The following is a 21,582-nucleotide window of genomic DNA, read 5'->3' as shown; positions in this document are numbered from 1 at the left end:
ATCCGTGTACGAGACCTTCAGATTAAATCATCCATTCCAAAGCCTGTCTACGCTTAATAACCTACCGTAAACCGTGCTTGGATAAATTGCGGATCGTCCAGTTCATCCACCAAAGCCGCTGCAAAATCGCCAACGGAAATCGAGCTTTCCCCGATATCATCCGTAATCACACGGTTCATGCCAACCCGGAACTGGCCTGTTCGACGTCCTGTTGTGATTGTCGCAGCAGGGCTCATGTAGGTCCAGTGAATACCCGATGCTTCAATCAGGTCATATGCTTCTGCATGGGCTTTCGCAAGTGGCTTAACTTCTTCCGGGAATCCCGGCGTATCCATCAGCATCTCTCCGGAATCGGTTAGCAAACTTCCCGCTCCACCAACTACAACCAGACGTCCTGCTTTTGCCCGGCGCACACCCTCGATTAACGAACGTGTCACTTCCAGCATCTCTTCTTCTCCACCAAACTTCGGTCCATATGCACTCACAACAGCTTCCTGACCCGCTGCAAAATCAGCCACCTGATCCGGGTTAAGCAGATCTCCCTGTTCTACACGCAAACGCTCATGAACCATCTCAACCTTCGAAGGGTCACGCACCACCGCTGTCACTTCATGCCCACGATCCATCAGCTCCCACAGTATCGTCTTGCCAATCGCTCCGGTTGCTCCAAAAATGGCTACTTTCATATGAATTCCCTCTTTTCTGTAGATATCTTCTCATCAACTTACCGTTATTTTAATACTTAATCCTATTGTTATATACCTTAAACGGCTCACGCCATCTTAAACCGGATATGAACACTTGTAAACCTATCTCTTACAGCTTATATATTGAAAAATAAACTTTACTTCAACTAGCGGAAGAAGCAACGACACTCTTAAGTATCCCCTCTCTCCGCTAGCACTCAACACTAATCATGAAAAAAGCCGCTAAATGCGGCTATACTAAGATAATTTCATACGACATAAGTCTATTCTTATCTCAAAATTTCAGTTTCCGTTCCGCTAGGTAGTCGGTCCTTCTTCTCCCTGCCTCCACCACATACCCTCCGATTTTGGGCTGGTGTATTCAAATCCAAATTGAGCATAAAGTTGATCAGCCGGAACATCCGCCAGCAGACTGACCAAACCACGGGCAGGTACTGCTTTACGCAGATAATTCATAATCTCGCTCATGATCAGTTTTCCATACCCCATTCCCTGAACATCCGGGTGTACAGCAATATCGACAACCTGAAAGAAACAACCACCATCTCCAATCACTCGCCCCATGCCTATCAGCATATCCTTTTCACGCAGACATACCGCAAACAGGCTATTCGGTAATCCAATCTCCGCCCCTGCCCTGCTCATCGGGCTAAGACCTGAAACCTGCCGTAAGGCAAGATACTCCACTGCTGCGGGTGGTGTGTGTTCAATACTCACATGATCCATGAATTGTGCCCCTTTCAAAGAATACATAGAATAATATTCAAAATCACTAATTAGCTCTTAGCTATCTAATCTCTTTAGTATATCAAAAAGTCTCCTGAGATTTGACGACTCAGGAGACTTTAAGAATAAAATATTATGGTGTTACAGGGGCGCTGGCTACTGAAATATTACCTGCCTCGTCGACGCCTTTAATTGTGATATTAACTAGTCCATTAGCTAATTCTTGCATTTCAACTTTAGTATACGATTGTGTCTTCAATATCAACTCGTCGTTCAAGTATATCCAATATTCCTTCACACCTACATCATCTGTCGATGGTTCCCAATCCAATACAAGTTTTCCACCATTGCGGGTTACACTCACGTTAGAAGGAGCTGTAGGAGCTATAAAATCAGGTGAGACTAGTTTAGTAAGCATTTCCTGTTCTTCAGGAGTTTTATTCATTGATTGAGCTTTTGGTGCCGCCGCTGCCTTTGAGGCAACTGCTGCCTTAGCGGTAGACATTCCCGTAACATTAACTGGAACATATGAATTAGTAGTTAAACCATTGCCCAATTGCCCATCGCTGTTTGCCCCCCATGCCAACAGGTTATTATTGGACAGAGCCATACCATGACTTGTTCCAGCAGCAATGCTCTGTACAGAAGTTATAGAAGCAACCTTATCTGGTGAATTTGTAGCATAGTATCCTCCTGTACCTAACTCTCCGGCATTATTTGATCCCCAGCTATACACTGCAGTTGAAGTTCTGGCCAAACTATTAAAGTTACCTGTTGAGATTTGGCTAATACCAGATAAACTGTTTATTCTAACTGGAGTTAGCCGCTCAGTGTTGGTACCATCACCTAACTGACCATTATAATTGTACCCCCATGCCCAGACAGTGCCGTCCTGCTTTAATGCAAGTCCATGGTAGAAACCTAAGGAGATACTTTCTACTCCTGTTAATCCTGCAATTCTGATTGGAACATTCTTTTGAACTTTTGTCCCATCTCCGAGTTGGCCGAAACCATTAGCTCCCCATGCCCAGACTGTACCATCCGATTTAATCGCAAAACTGAAGAAAGCACCTGCGCTAATTGATTTAACGCCTGATAAAGTTGGAATTTTAGTCGGAGCATATTGACTATTATTATGTCCTAGTCCCAGATCACCATAGTAGTTACTCCCCCATGCCCAAACTGTACCATCTTTTTTCAGCGCCAAAGCATGACTTGTTCCGGCATCGATAGCTATGACAGAATCTAGGCCTTCTATTTTCATAGGAGTATCCTGCTGCCTTGAATTTGTATTCGCTAATTGACCATTCATATTACTTCCCCATGCCCAAACTGTACCATCACTTTTAAGTGCTAAATTGTAGTCTGGTCCAGATGTAATTGAGGTAATAGAATTCAGGGTGGGAATTTGAATCGGTGTTTTGGCAAGAAATGCGCCCTTAACACCTAACTGCCCCATTTGATTATATCCCCATGCCCATACAGATCCATCACTTTTAAGTGCGAGTGAGTGACTTTGTCCTCCCGACATCTGTCTAGTAAAAGACTGCTCGGTAGTAACAGTTACACTATTACTCGAAGTAGAAATATTGCCTTGATAATCTTTAGCCTTAACGGTAAAGGTATATGTCTGACCAGGGGCTAAGCCGGTGGCAGTGTAATTAATAATAGATTCTAGAGACTTACCATCTACTGGCAATGTACTAAACAAAGTTGAACCTGAATATACCAGATATTCTTTTACTGCGTGGTTATCTTCTGATTCATCCCAGTACATCACTGCTGTAGAAGAGGTCTTTCCGGTAATTCTAAGTTGTCCTGGTGCAGTCGGAGCATCCTTATCCACGGGATAATTGATTCCATTTACTAGTACACGTGTAGGTTGTGCCGTTGTTGCCCCATTCCCTAATTGCCCATACATATTAAATCCCCACGCCCATAAAGAACCATTCTTCTTGAGAGCGAAGCCATACATTTCACCGGCCTCAATATCTGTTGCACCTTTTAAGTGGGCTGCTTTTACAGGAGATGGACGCTTCTGAATAGTTGTTCCGTCTCCAACTTCTCCATAGTAATTATTACCCCATGTCCAAACTTCCCCATTATTCGTTAAGGCCATACTATGCGAGTAACCTGCAGCGAGTTTGATTACGTTATTCAAATTCGGTATTTGAGTTGGAGTTGGGTGATCAATAAAATCTCCCAGGCCTAATTGACCAGAGTCATTCATTCCCCAGCTCCAGACAGTTCCATCATTACTGAGAGCAAGTCCATGTAGGTATGTCATATCAATTTGAACGATATTAGATAAGCCCGCTATCTGAATTGGAGAATAGTGAATAGTACTGGTTGAAGTCTTATATCCAATTGCCCGACTCCCATCCCCCCAGATCCAGACAGTACCATCCTCTTTCAAAGCCATACTGTTATAATAACTTCCATTGATCGCAACGACATCAGTTAAACCTACAACCTGAACTGGTTCAAGACTATTATAAGGTAACTTGCCACCGACTCCGAGTTGACCTAAGCCGTTATCTCCCCAAGTCCATACAGTTCCGTCTTCCTTAAGTGCCATGTAATGTTGAAGTCCTGCTGAGATGGAAACTACTTTTTCCAATCCTGGAACTTTCGTAAGCGGAAGACGTTGATTAGTATAGTCATTAGCGCCCCATGTCCATACAGTTCCATCTGGGCGGAGTCCAATATTCTGTTTTAAACCCGTAGAGATCATTGAAAAACCGTCAAGATTCGTTATTCTGGTAGCGCTTGTACGGTTGGCTGTTGTAGCTTCACCCAACTGATAATTACTGTTGAGCCCCCAGCCCCAGACTTGACCTTGCTGATTCCATGCAAAGGTATGGTCCCTATAGGCCGAGACAGCCAAATTGTTAGTAAAGAAAATAAGAGGCTTGCTATTTTCCGAATAATTCTCAGCTTTATCTATCGCTACGATTGAGATAGACTGCATTTCATTAAGTGTGAGATTGGTAATCGTGAACTTGGTATCTGTAGTCTCACCCAGAAGTGTATCGCCATTGTAAACTTCATATCCATATATACCAGACAATTCATCCTTAGCAGGAGACCAACGTATTACAGCAGTTGAACCTAATTGGCTAACTTTAAACAAATTCTCAGGTGGAGAAGGCGGAGTAAGATCAATCTTCACTTCTGCTTCCACTGTTGCACTTACATTACCTGCTCTATCTAAGGTTCGAGCATATACTTTGGTGATCCCCTCTTGCTGTACAGGGAATGAACTGATGTATTCTTGCCATTCCAAACTGGAACCTACTCTGTATTCGTACCCCTTTACCTTACTATCTTCGTCTGTACCTTCATCAATTTCCGCGTAGATTTCGTGATTTTTCCATTCTTCATACTGCAAATAAATTTTAGGCACAGATGGAGGTGTTTTATCAAATTGCAAAGTAAATTCCTCTACTTCACTAATATTCCCGGCATTATCAAGAGTACGAACATAGACCGTTCTAAACTTTTCACCGCTCACATTAAACGGAACTGTATAGTCAGTCCAAGTCGCCCCCTGATCCAATCTGTATTGAGATTTCATAACTCCACTTTGTTCATCTGAACCATTATAGATGTTGACCACATATGTAGAATTACTCCACTTTTCAGGTTCATAACTAAAATTAGGAGGGGTCGGCGCAGTTGTATCAATACTGATTTTACTTTTTTTAGTTTTCTCTAAATTACCGTCAAGATCGCGTGAACGATAATATATAGCACTCTGCTCCTCATTGGCCGTAATTGGAGTTGTATATCTGGTCCAAGTCAGCCCACCATCCAGGCTGTATTCAGTATAATCAACTGATGATTGAGTATCTGTACCTTGAAGACTTATTGTAACAGGGCTCAGGTAGTATGAGTTCTGTCCTTGGGTCCCCGCAACTTGAATCGTAGTTTCAGGAGGGTTTGTATCTTTCTTAATTGTAAATTTCAATTCTTTTGGCGTCTCGGCTCGGTTATTGTTACTAACCGATTGATAAATGATGTTATATACTTTCTTATCAGAAAACTCAATTGGTTGTATATAGGTGGACCAGGAAGCACCATCATTTAAACTAAATCTTGTTACAGATACGCCCGAACCTGTATCCTGAGCAATCAATTCCAATTCAACAGCACCATAATAAACGCCATTACTACTTTGATTCCCTTTAATGTTATATGTAGTAATGGGGGCCCCCGGTATATCCGCTGCATATGAAATGCCTACTCCCCCAAAAAGGGGAGAGAGCAAGGATATAACCATGACCAATGCTGTTATAGCAGCAATATTACGTCTCAAGCCTCTCATGTTCATCCTCCAAAACAATTTAAATTTCTGATTTCTTAACCTTATGCCATGACTTTAACAGTAACACTGGTGGAATATAAGCTGGAATCATCCATTGATACGATAAATCTTTCAGCAACTCACCTTGCAAGAATTGTCCATGCTGATTCAATTGCATCTTCCACGGACCGCTAGCCATTGCTTCTCCCTGATCTACGAGCTCACGGGCATCGTCATAGCAATATTCTTGTCCTTTGTTGAGTTCAATTTCTTCAAGTGCAGCATCATATAATCGCTGTTGTTCTTCTTCCTTCTCTTGGGTAAATTCAGAGTCATATACCACGGAAAAGTTTAAGCCCTTGAATTTATGTTCATCGACAACTTTTTTAAACAAGTCCGTAACGTATACTTCTACGGTAGCGGTCTCTTTTATTTTGAACATATAAGTACCATGGGGAATTTTAGAGAAATCAAATACTACTTTATCAAACCCAGCCCAAGATCCATCACTTTTTCTTCGTACATCAGAACGTTCCCAATCGACACAATCAAGGATATTCGTAACATTTAATACATATAATTCAAGTTCATCATGAGCTAAGGGTAAGAACTCTACTTCATCTGAAACAAAGGGCTCAAACACCTTTTTGACATTAGCATTCATAGCTGGTTTTCCTATAATAATTCTAGGGAAATCGTTATATTTCTTTTTGTATAATGTTTTAATTTTCGTTGGAGTCCAATTCTTCTTTTTAGACTCTCCGTTAAATCGTGAAGCAAGTTCATGGTCCCAATCTAGAATTTGCAATTCCATACAGTTATCGTTGTTTATCAAATCATACACCTTCAAAGAATCACATCCTCTTCATTAATATTTATTTTTATATACAATATTAGCAACTTCGTAACTCAGGGAGCATAAGGTTCCCCATTTTTACCAAGATTACCTATTCTTAACCTTCCTGACATAAGTTCTCCACGAATCCATTCAAGTTGTTTTACTACTTCATCTACATCGTCACTTATAGGTTCAATTCTTCTTAGAACAAACTCGTAGTAACTCGTTGCATGTCCTCCGTTGTGTGTCGCCATTGTTGTTCCATCAATAATTGTGGTTGCTTTTCCTTTGTCTTTAGGCAAATATACTCCATTGGCAGAAGAATTCAGATCAATGTTCAATTCTTTAAATATTTTTTGCAATTTCACACAAGCTGATTTAGTACAACCAACCGGGACTATATGATGCGCATCCCAGTCCTTAGGTCTCTTCATACCCGTGGATTTCTCAATCTCCTTAGCCAGCTTATCACCATTGCTACTACCCTTTTCTCCAGTAGTTTTGGTCTTTAGGTTTATATAATTGCTGATATCACATTCCTTTTGAAGGTTGTGAGTTAGAATTCCCGCTTCAGACACATAGTAGGTGTGGAAATCACTAACTGTAAAATTATAAACTTTTACAGACTCATATTTAAATTCAATGGAATTAATACGTTCTAGAGAACCATCTTGAAGTTCAACCTGATCGCCAATAGCCAACTCATGAACTGGTACCCAACCCCGATTTTTTATCCAGAACGGGTGATCTCCTGTTGATCTAAGACTTATTTTACCAATCTGCAGTGTGAAAATTTCCTCTGCCGTTGTATTAAACAACTGCTCTACAGGTTTGTAAGACTGTATGCCTTTATCAGTATCCTTAGCAAGAACAAGATCTCCTATTTTAATTTTCTCAATAGGAATTTCACCATTCTTCGTCTTGATCAAGGTTCCTTCTGGCATACAACCACAAGTATTGTTGTATACCCTCTTAACAGTCCTGAATCCTGTTATTCCATTCCCTGCAAATGGAATCATTGATCCTGCAGACCATAAAGCTTCAGCAACGTTACCTTCTATTAGGTAGATTACTCCATCAATACCGTCAAACGGTTCACCTAATATAGGAATCATACCTAAATTTTGTATAGTACAGTGTACTAGTTCTGATCCTTTTAGATTTTTACAGGTTGCGAGTTTTTCTGCCCCTGCCCAGAATTTTTGTATTCCAGTTTTCCCATAAATATCTGAGAACCATGCACCATATTGAGTTTCGTAAGGTTTAGTGTTGGGAATGTATACATACCTAGAAAAGTAATCTCTACATTCCAAACATTTGGTCTCTCCTGCTTTAATAAGATTATTACTATTTTTATACTTCTTTGGCGGAACCGGTATCCAGTTTAATTTAAGTTTACTATCATTATTGACGTAGACTCTCACCACTTGTATATCTTTCTTACTCCTGTCTCTTTCATTATAACTAGAGATGGTGACAATGTATGTTGAACTTTTCGCCCAGTAAGTATCCTTGCCTGAGATAACAGCATGTCTGGAGAACTCTGCTTTATCTTTATTGAAAGTGATTACCTGTCCTTTCCATACAACTGCAACATCCTGACCCTTTTTGAAATTACCTTTTACAAAATCACTATATACAAGCTGGTTCTTACCAATAGTTCGAACCTCAAAATACAATTGTTGAGTTGGATTTTTCACACGATAATTTATGGTTGCTGAGCTGTTGGATCCTGGGGTTGCATCTAAATAAAGGTCATCTTTAGCGCTTGCTTTAGCCATACGCATTGCTACTACTTCTTCACCGTCGACCCAGTTCAGATATTCAACTTTATTAATATCAACAGCCAGATCGTATAGATACGGGTTAAATGTATTTTTGAATTGTCCAGACTTTACCTTAAGGTAATACGTTCCTGGATAAAGTTCAACGACCTGCGTAGACTCTGAGCCAGACACACTTACAGTAAATCCACTATCATCCTCCAAAATCCCTTCGCCTTCAGACAATGCAATACTAAGTTCCTCAGGAGTACTCAACTCAAATTTGTAATAATCTACATCATAAAGCGAAGAAATTGACAAGGAATTTCCTGCTCGATCCTGATTAACACTCTCTCCAAATGGAATGAGTTGCGCAGTTTCCCTTGTACTATGCGCCATACTCTCTACTGTAAGCTGCGCACGCAAACCTTGTGCAGAACCATAACTGCCTACAGCCATATAATACGTGGTACCAGCATTTAAAGTGACTTCTAGCTTGGAGAACAAATCTCCATAAGGTCTATATCCTTTCACGTCATCGTTTGAATCCAAAAGTCGTTCCATCTCTGGATCACTATACAAGGCAATGTCAGTATCATTCACTTCATTACTGCCAGGGTAATATGATGTGAAGAAACGATATTTGCCCGTTGTGGACGGAGTAAACTGAAGGTATGCTTCCTCACCACTCGGTCTGGACAGACTTGTTGCTTCACCAAGTTTCAGAGAGTCAAACCCGGTCTGCCCTGCAGCAGTAACCTGGAGTCTGGCAAATACCTTTCTTTTATTCGCTTCGTTCACTCGGATATAATACGGTGTACCCGCACTGAGATTAACAATGACTTCCGAGTATACAGAGTCTCCCTTGTCATCATTGTAACCGTTGGTAATCGGTGTCAGCATATCTGCGTCGGAGAACACATTTAATTCTGTATCATTAATTTTGGAACTGGCACTGCCATTATACCTGCTTGTAGCAATTCTAAATTTACCGTTACTCGCAGGGATAAATACATACACATTGCTATTACCTGCTTGTTCATTAATATCCTGAGGTTGGTTTAGATAAATATAAGGAATACTTGAACTAACAACATCAGCTGTTATTCTTGCCCGTAACGGTGTCGTATCAAAACCATTTACTTTCACATAATAGGTCTGCCCACCAACAAGACTAATAGTTATCTCTGAAAACACCGAATCATTGGCATCATCATTGGAAGCCATTTGCTTCGTAAGCTGAAGGCTTGAATAAATAGACAACTCAGTATCGACTTCAGGGCCTGATCCTTGATATGCACTCGTACGGATACGATATACCCCTGTAGTAGCTGGTGTAAAACTATATACTTGATCTCTACCCGCAGGCTGATCTATATCTTCCGGCTTTGCTACGAATAGTTCAGGAATAGTTGTTGATGACTGAATCGAAGCAAATGAGCTTTTGCCTCCTGCATATACTGCTGCCACTTCAAGTTTATACGCTTTTAAGGGCTCAAGACTGCTGAAAGTATATGAAGATGTATTAACTGTTCCTACTTCTTTTCCATCCAGTCTTACTACATAAGATGTGGCACCTGGCATGGTGTTCCAAGAGAGCTTAATACTTGTTGCATAAGGCACTGCCTCAAGCCCTGTCGGCGCTTTGAATGCTTGTCCTGTTATATTGCTTAGCGTAAGTGTATATGGTGATGTACTGAACTGACCACTGAAACCAGTAATCTTAATGTAATATGATTTGGTAGCCGTCACTTCAAAATCAATATGTTCAGTGATGCCAGTTCCATTAGAAGATTCACCTACCTGAATCCCCGACTCGTTATAGATATCCATCTCATAGTCTACAGAAGAAGGTATATCTAATGTTATTGAGATCTGTCCGTCCTTATCAGCTGTCAATTTGTAATAGTCAATATCACTACTTGAAGAGATGTATGAAATATAGCTATTTCCTGGATTAACAGTTTTGGCTGTAAGAATTGTATTATTGGGTTCATACGTATCTTGCCCTGATCCTTGTTGTGCAACATTAATGATAAATGTGTCATCAAACTTACCCGAAGTTACACCCGGATAGCGATACTTGATATAATAAGTTCCGGTTGGAGTTGAAGCAGACGTACGCCAAGTATAAGGTATGTCTACATTTAAGCTTGGATTGGATATCGTCTGTGAAGCAATAATATTATTTGGGTTAGAGGCAGCAGATACCTCAACAATAATTTGTCTATGAGGGTTACTACCATTCTGGTCACCCTCTAGCTTAAGTGAAACGGTGACTGCCTCTCCTGGCTCGATTGTAGCGCCGTTATTTTTCAAATCATACGAAGCTGTTGTAATCTCACCTTCCGGTTCAACTGGAATCACCGTATTCAATCCAGATAAGTTTTCTTCCGAGAGAGGTGCAATTGAACCTTCAATGACATTGGCTGCTTTAGCCACATTCAGAAGCCCACGGCCAGTTTCATGAGTATCTTCTAAAGGTGTGACAGTTTCATATAGCCTTTGAACTATTTCCTCACCAGTCCAAGAAGGATTATGGCTCCATAACAATGATGCAGCACCAGTCACATGTGCAGCTGCGTTGGAGGTTCCTGAAGAAACTCCGTATGCACCATCCATCGTAGTACTAATAATGCCGAATCCGGGAGCAACCAAGTCCAGTTCACTACCAGTGCTTGAAAAGTCCGCTCTATGATACGAATAATCAACAGCACCTACTGCAACCACTTCAGGATACTTAGCAGGATATTTAATTGTATCTTCTCCTAAACCGCTGTTACCCGCTGCAGCCACAATGATGATTCCGGCTTCTTTCGCTCTCAAAATTTCTTCATGTAAAGCTTCACTATATTGGGACGATACAAAACTCATGTTGATAATATTAATGTTATTATTGATCGCCCACTCTATACCCTGGATGACCGAACTTGTGTAACCATTACCTGTACCATCAATCACTTTAACTGCATATAGCTCTGTGGATGGAGAGATACCCACTACTCCGATTCCATTGTCGATTGCTGCGATCGTACCTGCTATATGTGTACCGTGTCCTTTGTCATCTGTATAGCTGGTCGATGATTCATCAAAACTTACCCCTCCAGCAATATTAAGATCTTGATGATCTACAACTCCGGTATCAAATACCGCTACCTTAACAACACGATCACCAGTACCCTTTTTGGACTGAAGCATGTACGCACCTGTTGAATGAATTCCCCAAGGGATGGTTTGCGCACTCTCTTTTACTGATTTGTCTTCTACTTCTGTTACATTGTCAGCTGCAATCTCAATCGGTTTGTCCTCTTCTATTGACTCTATTTTAGGGTCAGATAAAAGGAGATTAACTTCTTCAGTATTCAGCTCCATAGATAAAGAGTTTACACTTTCCAAACTTTTCACATTATATAGGTCAAGTTTGTATTCGATGTCACTAGTCGAGCTTGACGGTTCTTCTGACATTAAACCTTGAATTTTCATGCTCTTCTGGTCTGCCGACTCTTTATAAACGCTTTCAGTTACTGAAGGAAGCTGAACCGAAAATTCCTTTTTAAGCCGAACCAAAAATTTAGAACGAGGCTTATTATTATGTACATTTCCCATAACGCTAATATTGTTTAAAACATCGCTTACATCATTTTTTGGAGAATTTACTTGAACTGGTTCTTCAGGAAGTGGGACAGTTTCATCAACAACTTCTTCTTCCTCCTTCTCTGGTATTTCCCCCTCATTGGTTATATCACTATCCACTTCGTCAATCGGTACAGAACCCACTTCTGGGTCAGTTGATGTGTCTTCTTGCGAGTTCTGCGTAGTTACTGGAATTGAAGTGTTCCCATTACCACCTTCTGAAGCAGCAAAACCTATTGCAACTTCAAAATTTCCAAGCAGAATTGAAAATGTTAAAAATAATAAAAATACACGTTTTAGACTTCTCAAACAATATTCCTCCTAATTCGACGTTTACTACCACATTTATACAACAACTTAGCAACCTCATTAATAATAGATATTGTAATCAATTAAATCAATCGCATAATTTGTCGATATTTGTAATTAATCGTCGAAAATAACGAAATTGTGAGAATATTTTGGATAAGCCTGCGTAAATATCTTATGAATCTTTGATTTGACTTTGTGCCCCTTTCTGCTTGAATTCATCTACTTCCTGTGTAATAGTGAGAGAAAGCTTACGTGAAGCGTGTTTCTTGATACGTGAAGTTGGTGCAAAGGAGGAACAAGTGTGTTTCAACGTTGGATTGAAGATCTAACATCGCGCCCAGGCACTGTGGCTGTGCTGTTTGGAGTCATGGCTTTGCTTCTGGGGATATACATATGGTCTGCCACTGAAGTTCGCCGCAGCCACGAAAGGCGAATGCAAAGGATACGAGATACATTATACATAAGTACAGCCCTCTTGGGACAACTTACCATCCAGAAAAATCGGAATTATGAACGATCGGAACACGAACATAATGATCTGATAACAGCAATGTTAGCCTGCAAAGCTGCATCTTACCTATCCCCTCAGCTACAGGACCAGATCCGTGACTGTATTAAGGATCATGATCCTGCCCGACTTGGACTGATGCACAGAGCACTGGAACGGGAATGCACCGTATTATCGGATGAACTCAACCGGGATACTCATGCAGATCATTGGGGCACAGCGGTCTGGACCATCCTTCGGCCTGTAGCCGAACCAGCCGCACTGGCGGCTACAGGGTTTCTGGTTACAGATCTGGTATTTCGTCAGCGGATGTTGGACGTGCCTGTGGACTCATGGGACAGCGTCTTGCCATGGCTTCGGGCAATTTCCCTGATGATCACCATAGTATATGGTTACCTGCTCTGGGCCAGCCCACGACGGGATAGGTCACGTACAGTAACCAAAATGCTCTCCTTGCTGATCGCGCTATGCTCCTTGCTCCATCTGATTGGACTTGTTGCTGCGCCCTACGCACTGGGACTACAGCTGATTATATTCACTTCGGGTTTCGGGTTGACTGGGACACGCTCTCGAAGTGATCGCCCCTATGCAGGACATACGGATCTGGAACCAACGAAGCAAGTCTCTACGGAACTGGAAGGGAATGCACGTCGTACATCTGGTACCAACACCGACGAATAACCTACGATTCAGCCGCTTCCGTATGATTAAACTTAGATACCCACCTCGATGATACGAGACTTGGACCTCTCTCGACTGGATTTCCACCGATCAGGTCGTGTCTCCTTACTCGGCATGCTATACGATGATGGATGTCAGTGTCCCAAAGAATCTTGAGGTCCCGTCTGGCTGATCCTATTGAGTAGCCAATCTATTTTCTAAGGAACTCAGGACGTCTTATATTACCTCTATAGCCTCTTTCAAAATTGTAAAGAACCTCAGACACGTTATTTCCCAAAATCGCTCGATAAAAACGCTCTAAAACGCCGTACATTTCGATATAACGTGTCTCAGATTCCTTAGATTTCTGCGGGTGCTTCAAACCCTTGAATAAGACGCCTCATATTCGTTAGCGCTCAACCCCTGCTCATGCTCTGTTCCAAGCGCACTGAGAGGACAACCTCGTGTCCCTCTCGTACGAAGCAAAAATTCTCATTGGTAGAGGAAAATAGGAAAGCCGCGGGGCATCCTGATCCCCTGCTTAAACATCCAATGTGCAGTACGCTTACTTACTCCGGACCTGTTCAGGGCGCCTCGGCTTTAAGTAAGTTTGAAGACACGCTCCAAATTCTGCAAGTCTGTACGCAAAAAGGGCTGAAACTACATTGTAGCTTCAGCCCTTTTCTATATTACTAATTTTGTCTTGCGAAGAATGATCGGAAAGTTATTCTGTCATCGAAGTCGCATGTGTGACATTCTTTAGCTCACTTTGTATCATGGATAATTACTTCACTTATTTGGCTACAACATGTGCAATGACGCGGCCATTTTCGTACGTGACAGTCACGTCATAACCATCTGCCGTTACACTGTCGAATTCACCTGTAATTCCATTAGCCGTGATTAACGTAATATCTTTGGAACCTTCAATCTTATGGTTGGACAAGTCGAGTATGAGACTTCCTCCATCAATATAGAGTTTTCTGCCTACATTCAGCTGACTGTTGTTGTCAGCCACTACCAATTCCAACGTACCGTTATCCATGGTAAAGTTTCTATTTAAGTTGAGTGCTCCGTCGACATCAACGACAACTGTTCCATTTTCTACATACAGATCACCTGTACCAAAAGCAGTTGCAGATTCAGCTACCTGCGTTCCTGCTTGCAGCAATGTTCCGCCAGTGTAGCTATTTTTCCCTGTCAATGTAAGGGTGCCTGTCCCCTTTTTCGTGAGCATTCCACTACCGGTGATATCATTTCTCCACCAGTCTTCTGCATTGAAGCGCCCTTTGGAAGCATCCATATCCACAGTTACATTGTTCAAGAATGCACCGTATCCATCCGCAGCCGTGACCAGATCAATTCTACCCCAGCCCTTGGATTCATCCAGTACAGGATATCCAGAGTCAATGGATGTTGTATACATTACTTGTCTGCGTTGCTCATCTGTTAAATACGGTTGACGTGTTTCTAACAGGGCTTCTGCTCCTTGCGGTACAACTGGAGCCAAACCTTTGGTTCCGGTTTGTGGTAGACCGTAAGTCATCTTTTCTCTATAGAAGGCTTTATTGGCATCGTGATCTTCCCATTTGTGTTCATCGTAAGCACTCTTGAACGTGTAATCCTCTGTTACGGTGTGTGCATACTCATACAGACTCATATTGTTTTCCTTGGCTGCAGCTCCAAATACTTCTCCTGCATTCTTATAGCCTTTCTCTAACACATCTTTATTCTCAGCCTTATTAAGTGCATATGCAGCCATGGCTGTGGATTGTATTCTTCCTCCTATAACATCAAGCGGTGAGTGCATCCCCGTTACGATTCGATTCTCGCCCAACTGAGCTGCTCTCGTTAACAATTCAGTGAATCGTTCTGGTGTAGCGTATGCCAAAGGAAATACGGATAAGTAAGCTGCACTGGTATGTCCGCTCGGAAATCCGCCATCTTTTCCTCTTCCATCCTCAGCGATTCGTTTGACATAAGTTAACGCAGGAATAAGCTTAACGTTGGTTTCGTATTGCTGATAATGTTTTTCTCCTGTTGATTTGGTGCCGCCTGAAGCCAAAGGTACTTCTTTTTTCTCACCTTCGCCCAAGGTTTCCCATACAGGCAGTCCTTTGCTGTCAACAACTTCTTTCACTTCTCCATTGGAATTCATTCTCCACGGTCTAGGGGAAGAGTAGAAATATTTAGAGGGATTAGATGAGGCAGGAATTTTGAATCGAACCAGATCAACTAAATGGACCACGTCTGCAAGTTCCGTCTTTGCTTCCCAATCTCCAATGCCTTGGCTTTCATCTTCCACTGTTTCTTCGGTCAATACCACATTCATCTCGTCCACCGTTCGTTCAACGTTTGTCTTTGGCTTGATGATATCTACATACGTGTTAGCCAACGGACCAAAGCCCTCCATCACGCTATAGATCTTATCTCTTTGGTCATCATAATAGGCTGCCAATGTCTCTTCAGCCGTGCGATTTTGCGTGACCTTTTCTACATATTTGATATTGGCTTCCCAAGTCGCTTTGTTTCGGATCTCTTCATTTGCATATGTTTTCTGATCAGCGACAGCTACGGTTGGATCGTTTTTAAAGCCGTCAAAATATGGGGACGGTCCATCTCCATACTTTGCGTTTTTTCCGTCAGCTCCAATTTTAGTTGCCGCTGTTCCATCTCTCCAATCCGCTTGGTTCATGGACCATACTTGATCAAAACCGTCCAAAATATCAATAAACGGATTGGTTTCCGCAATATTTTTCAAGGTGTCGTCTCCGGCATTGGCTCCGTGCTTCACGGCGGATAACCGAGCTTCATCTGCTGGGGGATTAACATTCAGTACGGTTGCCGTTCCCTTTGGCTTAGCTGGTTTGGCAGCTGTAGTAGCATCTGTTTCCACAGCCTTAACGAGCGCAGACACCGCTTCGGCACGAGTAATGGAATTAAGCGGTTTGAAGGTTCCATCTGCATAACCAGAGATAATTTTCGCTGCTGCCGCTCCACCTACAGCTCCCTTGCTCCACGCCGCAATAGACGATGAATCGCTAAATACATTCGCTGCTGTTTCATTGAACTCCAGATTCAAAATGCCAGCGATCACTTTAGCTGCTTCTTGACGGGTGATCGGATCTTGCGGCTTCATTGTGCCATCGGTGTATCCATCTATATATCCATTCGCATTTGCAATAGAAATTGCTTCGTAATACCATGCACTCTCAGACACATCGTTAAAGGTAATTTTAGCTTGTCCGGAATATCCAAAAGCACCGTTTACCAAATTCATAAATTCTGCTCTGGTAATATACGTATTTGGTTTAAATGAATGATCCAGGTAACCTCGAATTAATCCTTCATCACCCCATGCTTGAATATTTGCTTCCGCCCAATGTCCCTTAATATCAGAGAACTGAATCTTCTGATCGGCTGCAAAACTCTTCTCTGCAAATGTCGGACCTACCATAGACAACATTAGAAGTAATGCCAGTGACTTTTTAAGTGGTTTTCTCATGGCTTGCAAATACACGCTCCTGTTATGGTAAATTATTTTTTTGCTTCTGCATCTGCAAATGAGTAAGAAAGACTCTATACAGATGTCTGATCTGCCGTTACTGTAGCATTAGGGAGCGTTTCGCATCTATAGAACAAATTCCGTTTTATATCAAAATCGTACGTTCCGGAGCTTATATGCCAAGAAAAATGGAGTTAGATACTACATTTATCAATTAAAATACCTACTTTTGTAAACGCTTTATTAACTGAAAGTAAATTATGGAGTGGGAGTTTGTTAAATTTCGATCAACATGATTTCTAGTCCTCGGCCTGCTATATAATGATGAAGTTGTTTAGAAAAGAGACATGAAGGGGGAAAAAGAATGCATAAGCCATTTCAGTCCGTGAGATCCAAGATGGTTCTTTCCTACCTTGCTGTCGTTCTTGTCATTGCGCTTCTTTTTGGCTCCATTCTATACCTCTTCTTCTCCCATCAATACAGCAAAGAGATTCGAATCAATAATCAACTTTCGCTGAAAAGCACTGTCAATACTATTGAGAGCTCCGTGATCCAGAAGGTGAATCAGGTCTATCTGTCCCTGGCACTCGGTAACGCCGCTAGTATCGATCTAGATAGCTTAAAAGGAAACCATAGCAAAATCCTGGACATCGAACTGTCCCTCAAAAATATGGTGCAAAATTATTCCGATCTCATTGAAGCTATTCATGTGTACGATACGAAGAACCACTTCATCGTCTCATCTGTATATGGGCTATTGCTCTATGAGGACACGCCTACGAGTGTGGATCATACGACGGATTGGATTACTGCGATGAAAGAGACTCCAGAAAGCTCCTTATGGATGAAGACCCGCATGGTGCCTCAGGATGTTTATATCGAATCACGGGAACAGGGCAAGATGAGTCCTCTAATTTCCTATGTCCATAGTTACCCGTTTCAATCGTCTGGACAAGACAGTAAGGCCATGATTGCGATTGATATCAAAGAATCAGCGATCAGTCAGATCATTAAAAATATGCTCCCTGCTGACTATGCGAATACATTGATCATCGATCAGGACGGAACTGTCATATCTGCCGCGGACAAAACGTTGATAGGCAGCTCCACGGAGGAGAATCTGACGCAGTCGCTGCTCACCTTTCATTCTTCAGATGAGCGCTTCACACCTGTATTTAACTATGACTCTCATGTCGTTACCCAAGATCAATTTAAAGGAAATGCATGGAGAATCTACACAACCACACCTAATGAAAGCTTCTATTATAAATTGGATAGCTTGAAGGAGATTTCGGTTCTTCTCGGTTTATTGGCTGTTGCGGTTGGAATAGCGATGTCGTCCATCTTTACCAGGGCCAACTATAGTCCTCTTAAACGAATCATGAATAACATCAAGAGCCGGATGGATAGCCCAACCAGCTTAAAGCAGGACGAATATTGGTTCATCGATACAACGTTTAACAGTCTGTCCAATAAAGTTGATAGTCTTGAAGAAACCTTACAGGCCAATCACAGAATGATTAAGCATAGTATCATGCTTAATATGTTAAATAATCGATTTACACCAGAGGAACTTACGGAGCAACTGCAATCTGTTCACATTTCGATGGCTTACTCCCGCTTTCGCTGCATCGTCATTGACCCTGTCAATGAGAAGTGGAAGGATCTGCAGCCACGACAGTTGCAGCATACGTTGTATACGATGATCCAGCAACTGGAGATTGCAGAAATGGATGGAACTCAACTGCTGGCAGAAGAATTGCAGGATCACAAAATAGCCGTAATCATCTGTACCAACCAACCCGAAAAACCGCTCTCTGATCACATTGTAGACTTTATTCACGCTGAGGCGAGCAGCAAATTTGGTCTGGAATTTGTACTATCGTTAGGCGGATGGGTAGAACACTTCACGAAGATTCACACAAGCTATCATCAGGCGAATACCCTGATTCGATACAGCTACTTTTTTCCCGAGCAGTCTGCCATTCAGGATCTTGATCTTCTGAACAGGGAAGCCAGCAGTTTGGAGATCCCGGAGTCATACCTCGTAAACTTTGAAAAGAAATTGCAGACTCGGGATGTGCAAGGTACGGTTCAGGCCATTCAGGAATTGGTCGCGTCAATAAAGGAAGGCCCCTATTCCGCCGAATACAGTCGGATCATCTTATTAAAAACGGTATCTATTTACGCTGAGTGTATTAATCAGATGCGCCTGCAACCCGCCGAGGCGAGTTCATTGAATATGTACAAACAATTTTCATTGTTCTACAATATCAACCGCTATTCGGAATGGATGATTCATCTCGTGACCGAATTTGTGATGCAGATGGAGAAGCGAAGTGAGGTACGAAGTGTGGATACCATCTCGGCTGTCAAAGCCTATATTCACGAGCACTTATCGGGCGATCTCACGCTGGATCATGTCTCAGAGCAAGTATTCATCAGCCCTAAATATCTGAGTAAACTTTTCAAGGAAGAAACCGGGATTGTTTATTCCGAATATGTTACGAATCAGAGAATGGAACGCGCACGGGAACTCATGACACAACGCGAAATTACGGTTGAGCAGGTCGCAAGTACGGTCGGTTACCGTACCCCTGCCTATTTCATTAAAAAATTCAAAGAAATTCACGGCTGTACACCAAAAAACTTCATGCGCAATCTAATGGAGCAGGGATCTATATAGGGTCAATTTAACATTTACACAAAAACGGAGAGGACAGAAAGAACCTGAAGAAGCGAAGCTACAAGTTTTCTGTAAGAAAACTACTTCGAAAGCATACGCTTCGCCTAAAAGCTTTCTGAAAGAAAGCTACTTCGGAGGAATACGCTATTCCCGGATTTCTCCCTTTAGAGAAGGGAGAAATCCGGGAATAACAGCGATGGGAAGGTTGTTCTGTCATCGGAGTGTCCGTGTAAATATTATTTGATTGAACCCTTATAGAATTTAAAATTAGTAAAGGAGCTGCTATGAACCTTAACTTGTCAAGACAGATATGTCTATATTCCGCAATGCTCCTCCTTCTCGTATTTACAAGTGGGTGTACCTCTTTAGGAAGAGAAACAGCACAAGTGCAACAGCAGGACCATTTGGCAAGCCCTGAGAAGGATACAGCACCGCAGTATACGATATCCTGGACCATGCATCAGAATATCCCTGTTCCTGAGGACGCGGAGATGATTGCCTATATTGAGGATCGGTTTGATGTCGATCTGGAGGTGTGGAACCTTGAGAACAAGCGGTACGAGGAACTGCTTGATCTGGAGCTTGCTCAAGGTAAAATACCGGATCTGTTTCGGATTAGGCAACCGCATGATCTGCTGAAGTATCAAATGCAAGGGGTCTTAGCGGAAATCTCCCCGGAAGTCCTTGAACAATATGCGCCAAATATCGTACAGCGAATTCGCGATTATGATTCACGTTATTTAGAGTATGGAAAAATAAACGGCTCCTTATATGGAATTCCGGCCATTAATCAGACCAACATCTATAGAACCCCTGTTGTATACCGAGAGGACTGGCTTAAGCAGCTTGGTCTGGAGGTGCCAAAGACATTAGATGAATTTGAAACGGTTATGTATGCTTTTGCCAAAGGTGATCCCGACGGAAATGGTAAACAGGATACGTATGGCCTATCCAGAGAGGGCTTAAATGTCGTGTTTGGCGCCTTTGGACAGACCGTTTTCACCGAGCAGCTGTATTTTAATGAAAAAAACAACCAACTCGTGATCGGCGCTTTGGAGCCGGAGATGAAAAAAGCCCTAACTTATATGCAAAAGTGGTATCAGGACGGGATTATCGACCCCGAGTTTATAACCGGCGAAAATAAGGGTGGTTATAAACATCTATCCCATACTTTTATTAATGGAAAAATTGGGATGACCTCGATGGGCAACTATTATCATTGGAATCAAGAGGGAGACTACAGTGTCCTTAATGAAAATGGCCAAGAAACCCCTGTGGGAGCCTCGTTCAATGTTAATGAGCTGTTACAGAAGAACGTAACTGCAGAGGTTGTATTTGGTTCTCCTGTTATTGGTCCTGATGGACATAGCGGTTCAAAAGGGAACAATCTGCTGATGAATTTTATTGCTATAGGTGCTGAGGCTGCGAAGGAGCCGGGAAAACTGGAGAAAATTTTGGAGATACTCGATTATGTAAGTGCCAACCCCGATCCGGAGGAGCAGATCAAAATGGAGTATGGCCTTCCAGGAAAACACTGGAATTGGAGCGCTGAAGATTCAAACTCGTTCCATTTACTTTACCCATACAACAGAATGGAGAATTATATTAATATGATCGGCTCAAGTATCGGTATGACGGTTCCAGGTACACCCTCGGACAAACGTGAACAGTGGGCTGCATCTGCAGGGTTGACGGAGAATGGTATCTATAATCGCCTGGAGGTTGCAACCCCTGCCCTGATTCAATATTCATCTGAATTGATTCGCATGAGAGACAGAGCGTACATCTCCATCATCACTGGCGATCAGCCTGTGGGGTATTTCGATACCTTTGTGGAAGAATTCATGGATGCAGGTGGGCAACAGGTGCTGCTTGAAGCGAATCATTGGTATAAGGAGCATGTGGAGACAAGTCGCGCACAATAGATATAACGGTTTG

9 protein-coding genes are annotated in these 21,582 nt (G+C 42.2%); 3 read left to right on the top strand and 6 right to left on the bottom strand.

The window, feature by feature from the left end; genetic code table 11:
• Window positions 1-53 precede the first annotated feature (53 nt).
• The 5 genes from BS614_RS06220 to BS614_RS06200 all read right to left on the bottom strand — a co-directional run bounded on the left by BS614_RS06220 (window position 54) and on the right by BS614_RS06200 (window position 12,282).
• Window positions 54-686, bottom strand: coding sequence for an NAD(P)-dependent oxidoreductase (locus BS614_RS06220; protein WP_074093290.1), 633 nt, complete (start codon window positions 684-686; stop codon window positions 54-56).
• Window positions 687-1,004: 318 nt separating this feature from the next.
• Entirely contained in the window at window positions 1,005-1,433 is a 429-nt protein-coding gene (locus tag BS614_RS06215) for a GNAT family N-acetyltransferase (protein ID WP_074093289.1), read from the bottom strand.
• A gap of 133 nt (window positions 1,434-1,566) precedes the next feature.
• Window positions 1,567-5,760: an RCC1 domain-containing protein gene (locus tag BS614_RS06210; RefSeq protein WP_074093288.1), complete on the bottom strand. Its 4,194-nt coding sequence runs from the start codon at window positions 5,758-5,760 to the stop codon at window positions 1,567-1,569.
• Window positions 5,761-5,779: 19 nt separating this feature from the next.
• A complete protein-coding gene (locus tag BS614_RS06205; RefSeq protein WP_342351893.1) occupies window positions 5,780-6,583 on the bottom strand; it encodes an imm11 family protein in 804 nt (267 codons plus the stop codon).
• A gap of 65 nt (window positions 6,584-6,648) precedes the next feature.
• Entirely contained in the window at window positions 6,649-12,282 is a 5,634-nt protein-coding gene (locus BS614_RS06200; protein ID WP_074093287.1) for a S8 family serine peptidase, read from the bottom strand.
• A gap of 304 nt (window positions 12,283-12,586) precedes the next feature.
• On the opposite strand from BS614_RS06200, the gene BS614_RS06195 reads away from it, so the two are divergent.
• On the top strand, window positions 12,587-13,474 hold the full coding sequence (locus BS614_RS06195) for a hypothetical protein (protein ID WP_074093286.1): 888 nt from the start codon (window positions 12,587-12,589) through the stop codon (window positions 13,472-13,474).
• A gap of 772 nt (window positions 13,475-14,246) precedes the next feature.
• Here BS614_RS06195 and BS614_RS32350 read toward each other — a convergent pair.
• Window positions 14,247-16,958 carry an S-layer homology domain-containing protein gene (locus tag BS614_RS32350; protein WP_074096711.1) on the bottom strand — a complete coding sequence of 904 codons (2,712 nt, stop codon included), beginning with the start codon at window positions 16,956-16,958 and terminating at the stop codon, window positions 14,247-14,249.
• A gap of 364 nt (window positions 16,959-17,322) precedes the next feature.
• Here BS614_RS32350 and BS614_RS06185 point away from each other — a divergent pair, with 364 nt between their 5' ends.
• Window positions 17,323-19,644, top strand: coding sequence for a helix-turn-helix domain-containing protein (locus BS614_RS06185; RefSeq protein ID WP_074093285.1), 2,322 nt, complete (start codon window positions 17,323-17,325; stop codon window positions 19,642-19,644).
• Window positions 19,645-19,928: 284 nt separating this feature from the next.
• Window positions 19,929-21,569, top strand: coding sequence for an extracellular solute-binding protein (locus tag BS614_RS06180; RefSeq protein WP_074093284.1), 1,641 nt, complete (start codon window positions 19,929-19,931; stop codon window positions 21,567-21,569).
• The last annotated feature ends 13 nt before the right edge of the window (window positions 21,570-21,582 follow it).

It is taken from the genome of Paenibacillus xylanexedens (assembly GCF_001908275.1).
Classification (GTDB): Bacteria; Bacillota; Bacilli; order Paenibacillales; family Paenibacillaceae; genus Paenibacillus; species Paenibacillus xylanexedens_A.
Note: the sequence above shows the minus strand (reverse complement) of the source record. Positions and strands in the feature narration are given on the sequence as shown.

Bases quoted from the DNA above. Each gene is read 5' to 3' on its own strand.
- BS614_RS06220 (WP_074093290.1), bottom strand. From the start codon at position 686: ATGAAAGTAGCCATTTTTGGAGCAACCGGAGCGATTGGCAAGACGATA.
- BS614_RS06215 (WP_074093289.1), bottom strand. From the start codon at position 1,433: ATGGATCATGTGAGTATTGAACACACACCACCCGCAGCAGTGGAGTAT.
- BS614_RS06210 (WP_074093288.1), bottom strand. From the start codon at position 5,760: ATGAGAGGCTTGAGACGTAATATTGCTGCTATAACAGCATTGGTCATG.
- BS614_RS32350 (WP_074096711.1), bottom strand. From the start codon at position 16,958: ATGAGAAAACCACTTAAAAAGTCACTGGCATTACTTCTAATGTTGTCT.
- BS614_RS06185 (WP_074093285.1), top strand. From the start codon at position 17,323: ATGCATAAGCCATTTCAGTCCGTGAGATCCAAGATGGTTCTTTCCTAC.
- BS614_RS06180 (WP_074093284.1), top strand. From the start codon at position 19,929: ATGAACCTTAACTTGTCAAGACAGATATGTCTATATTCCGCAATGCTC.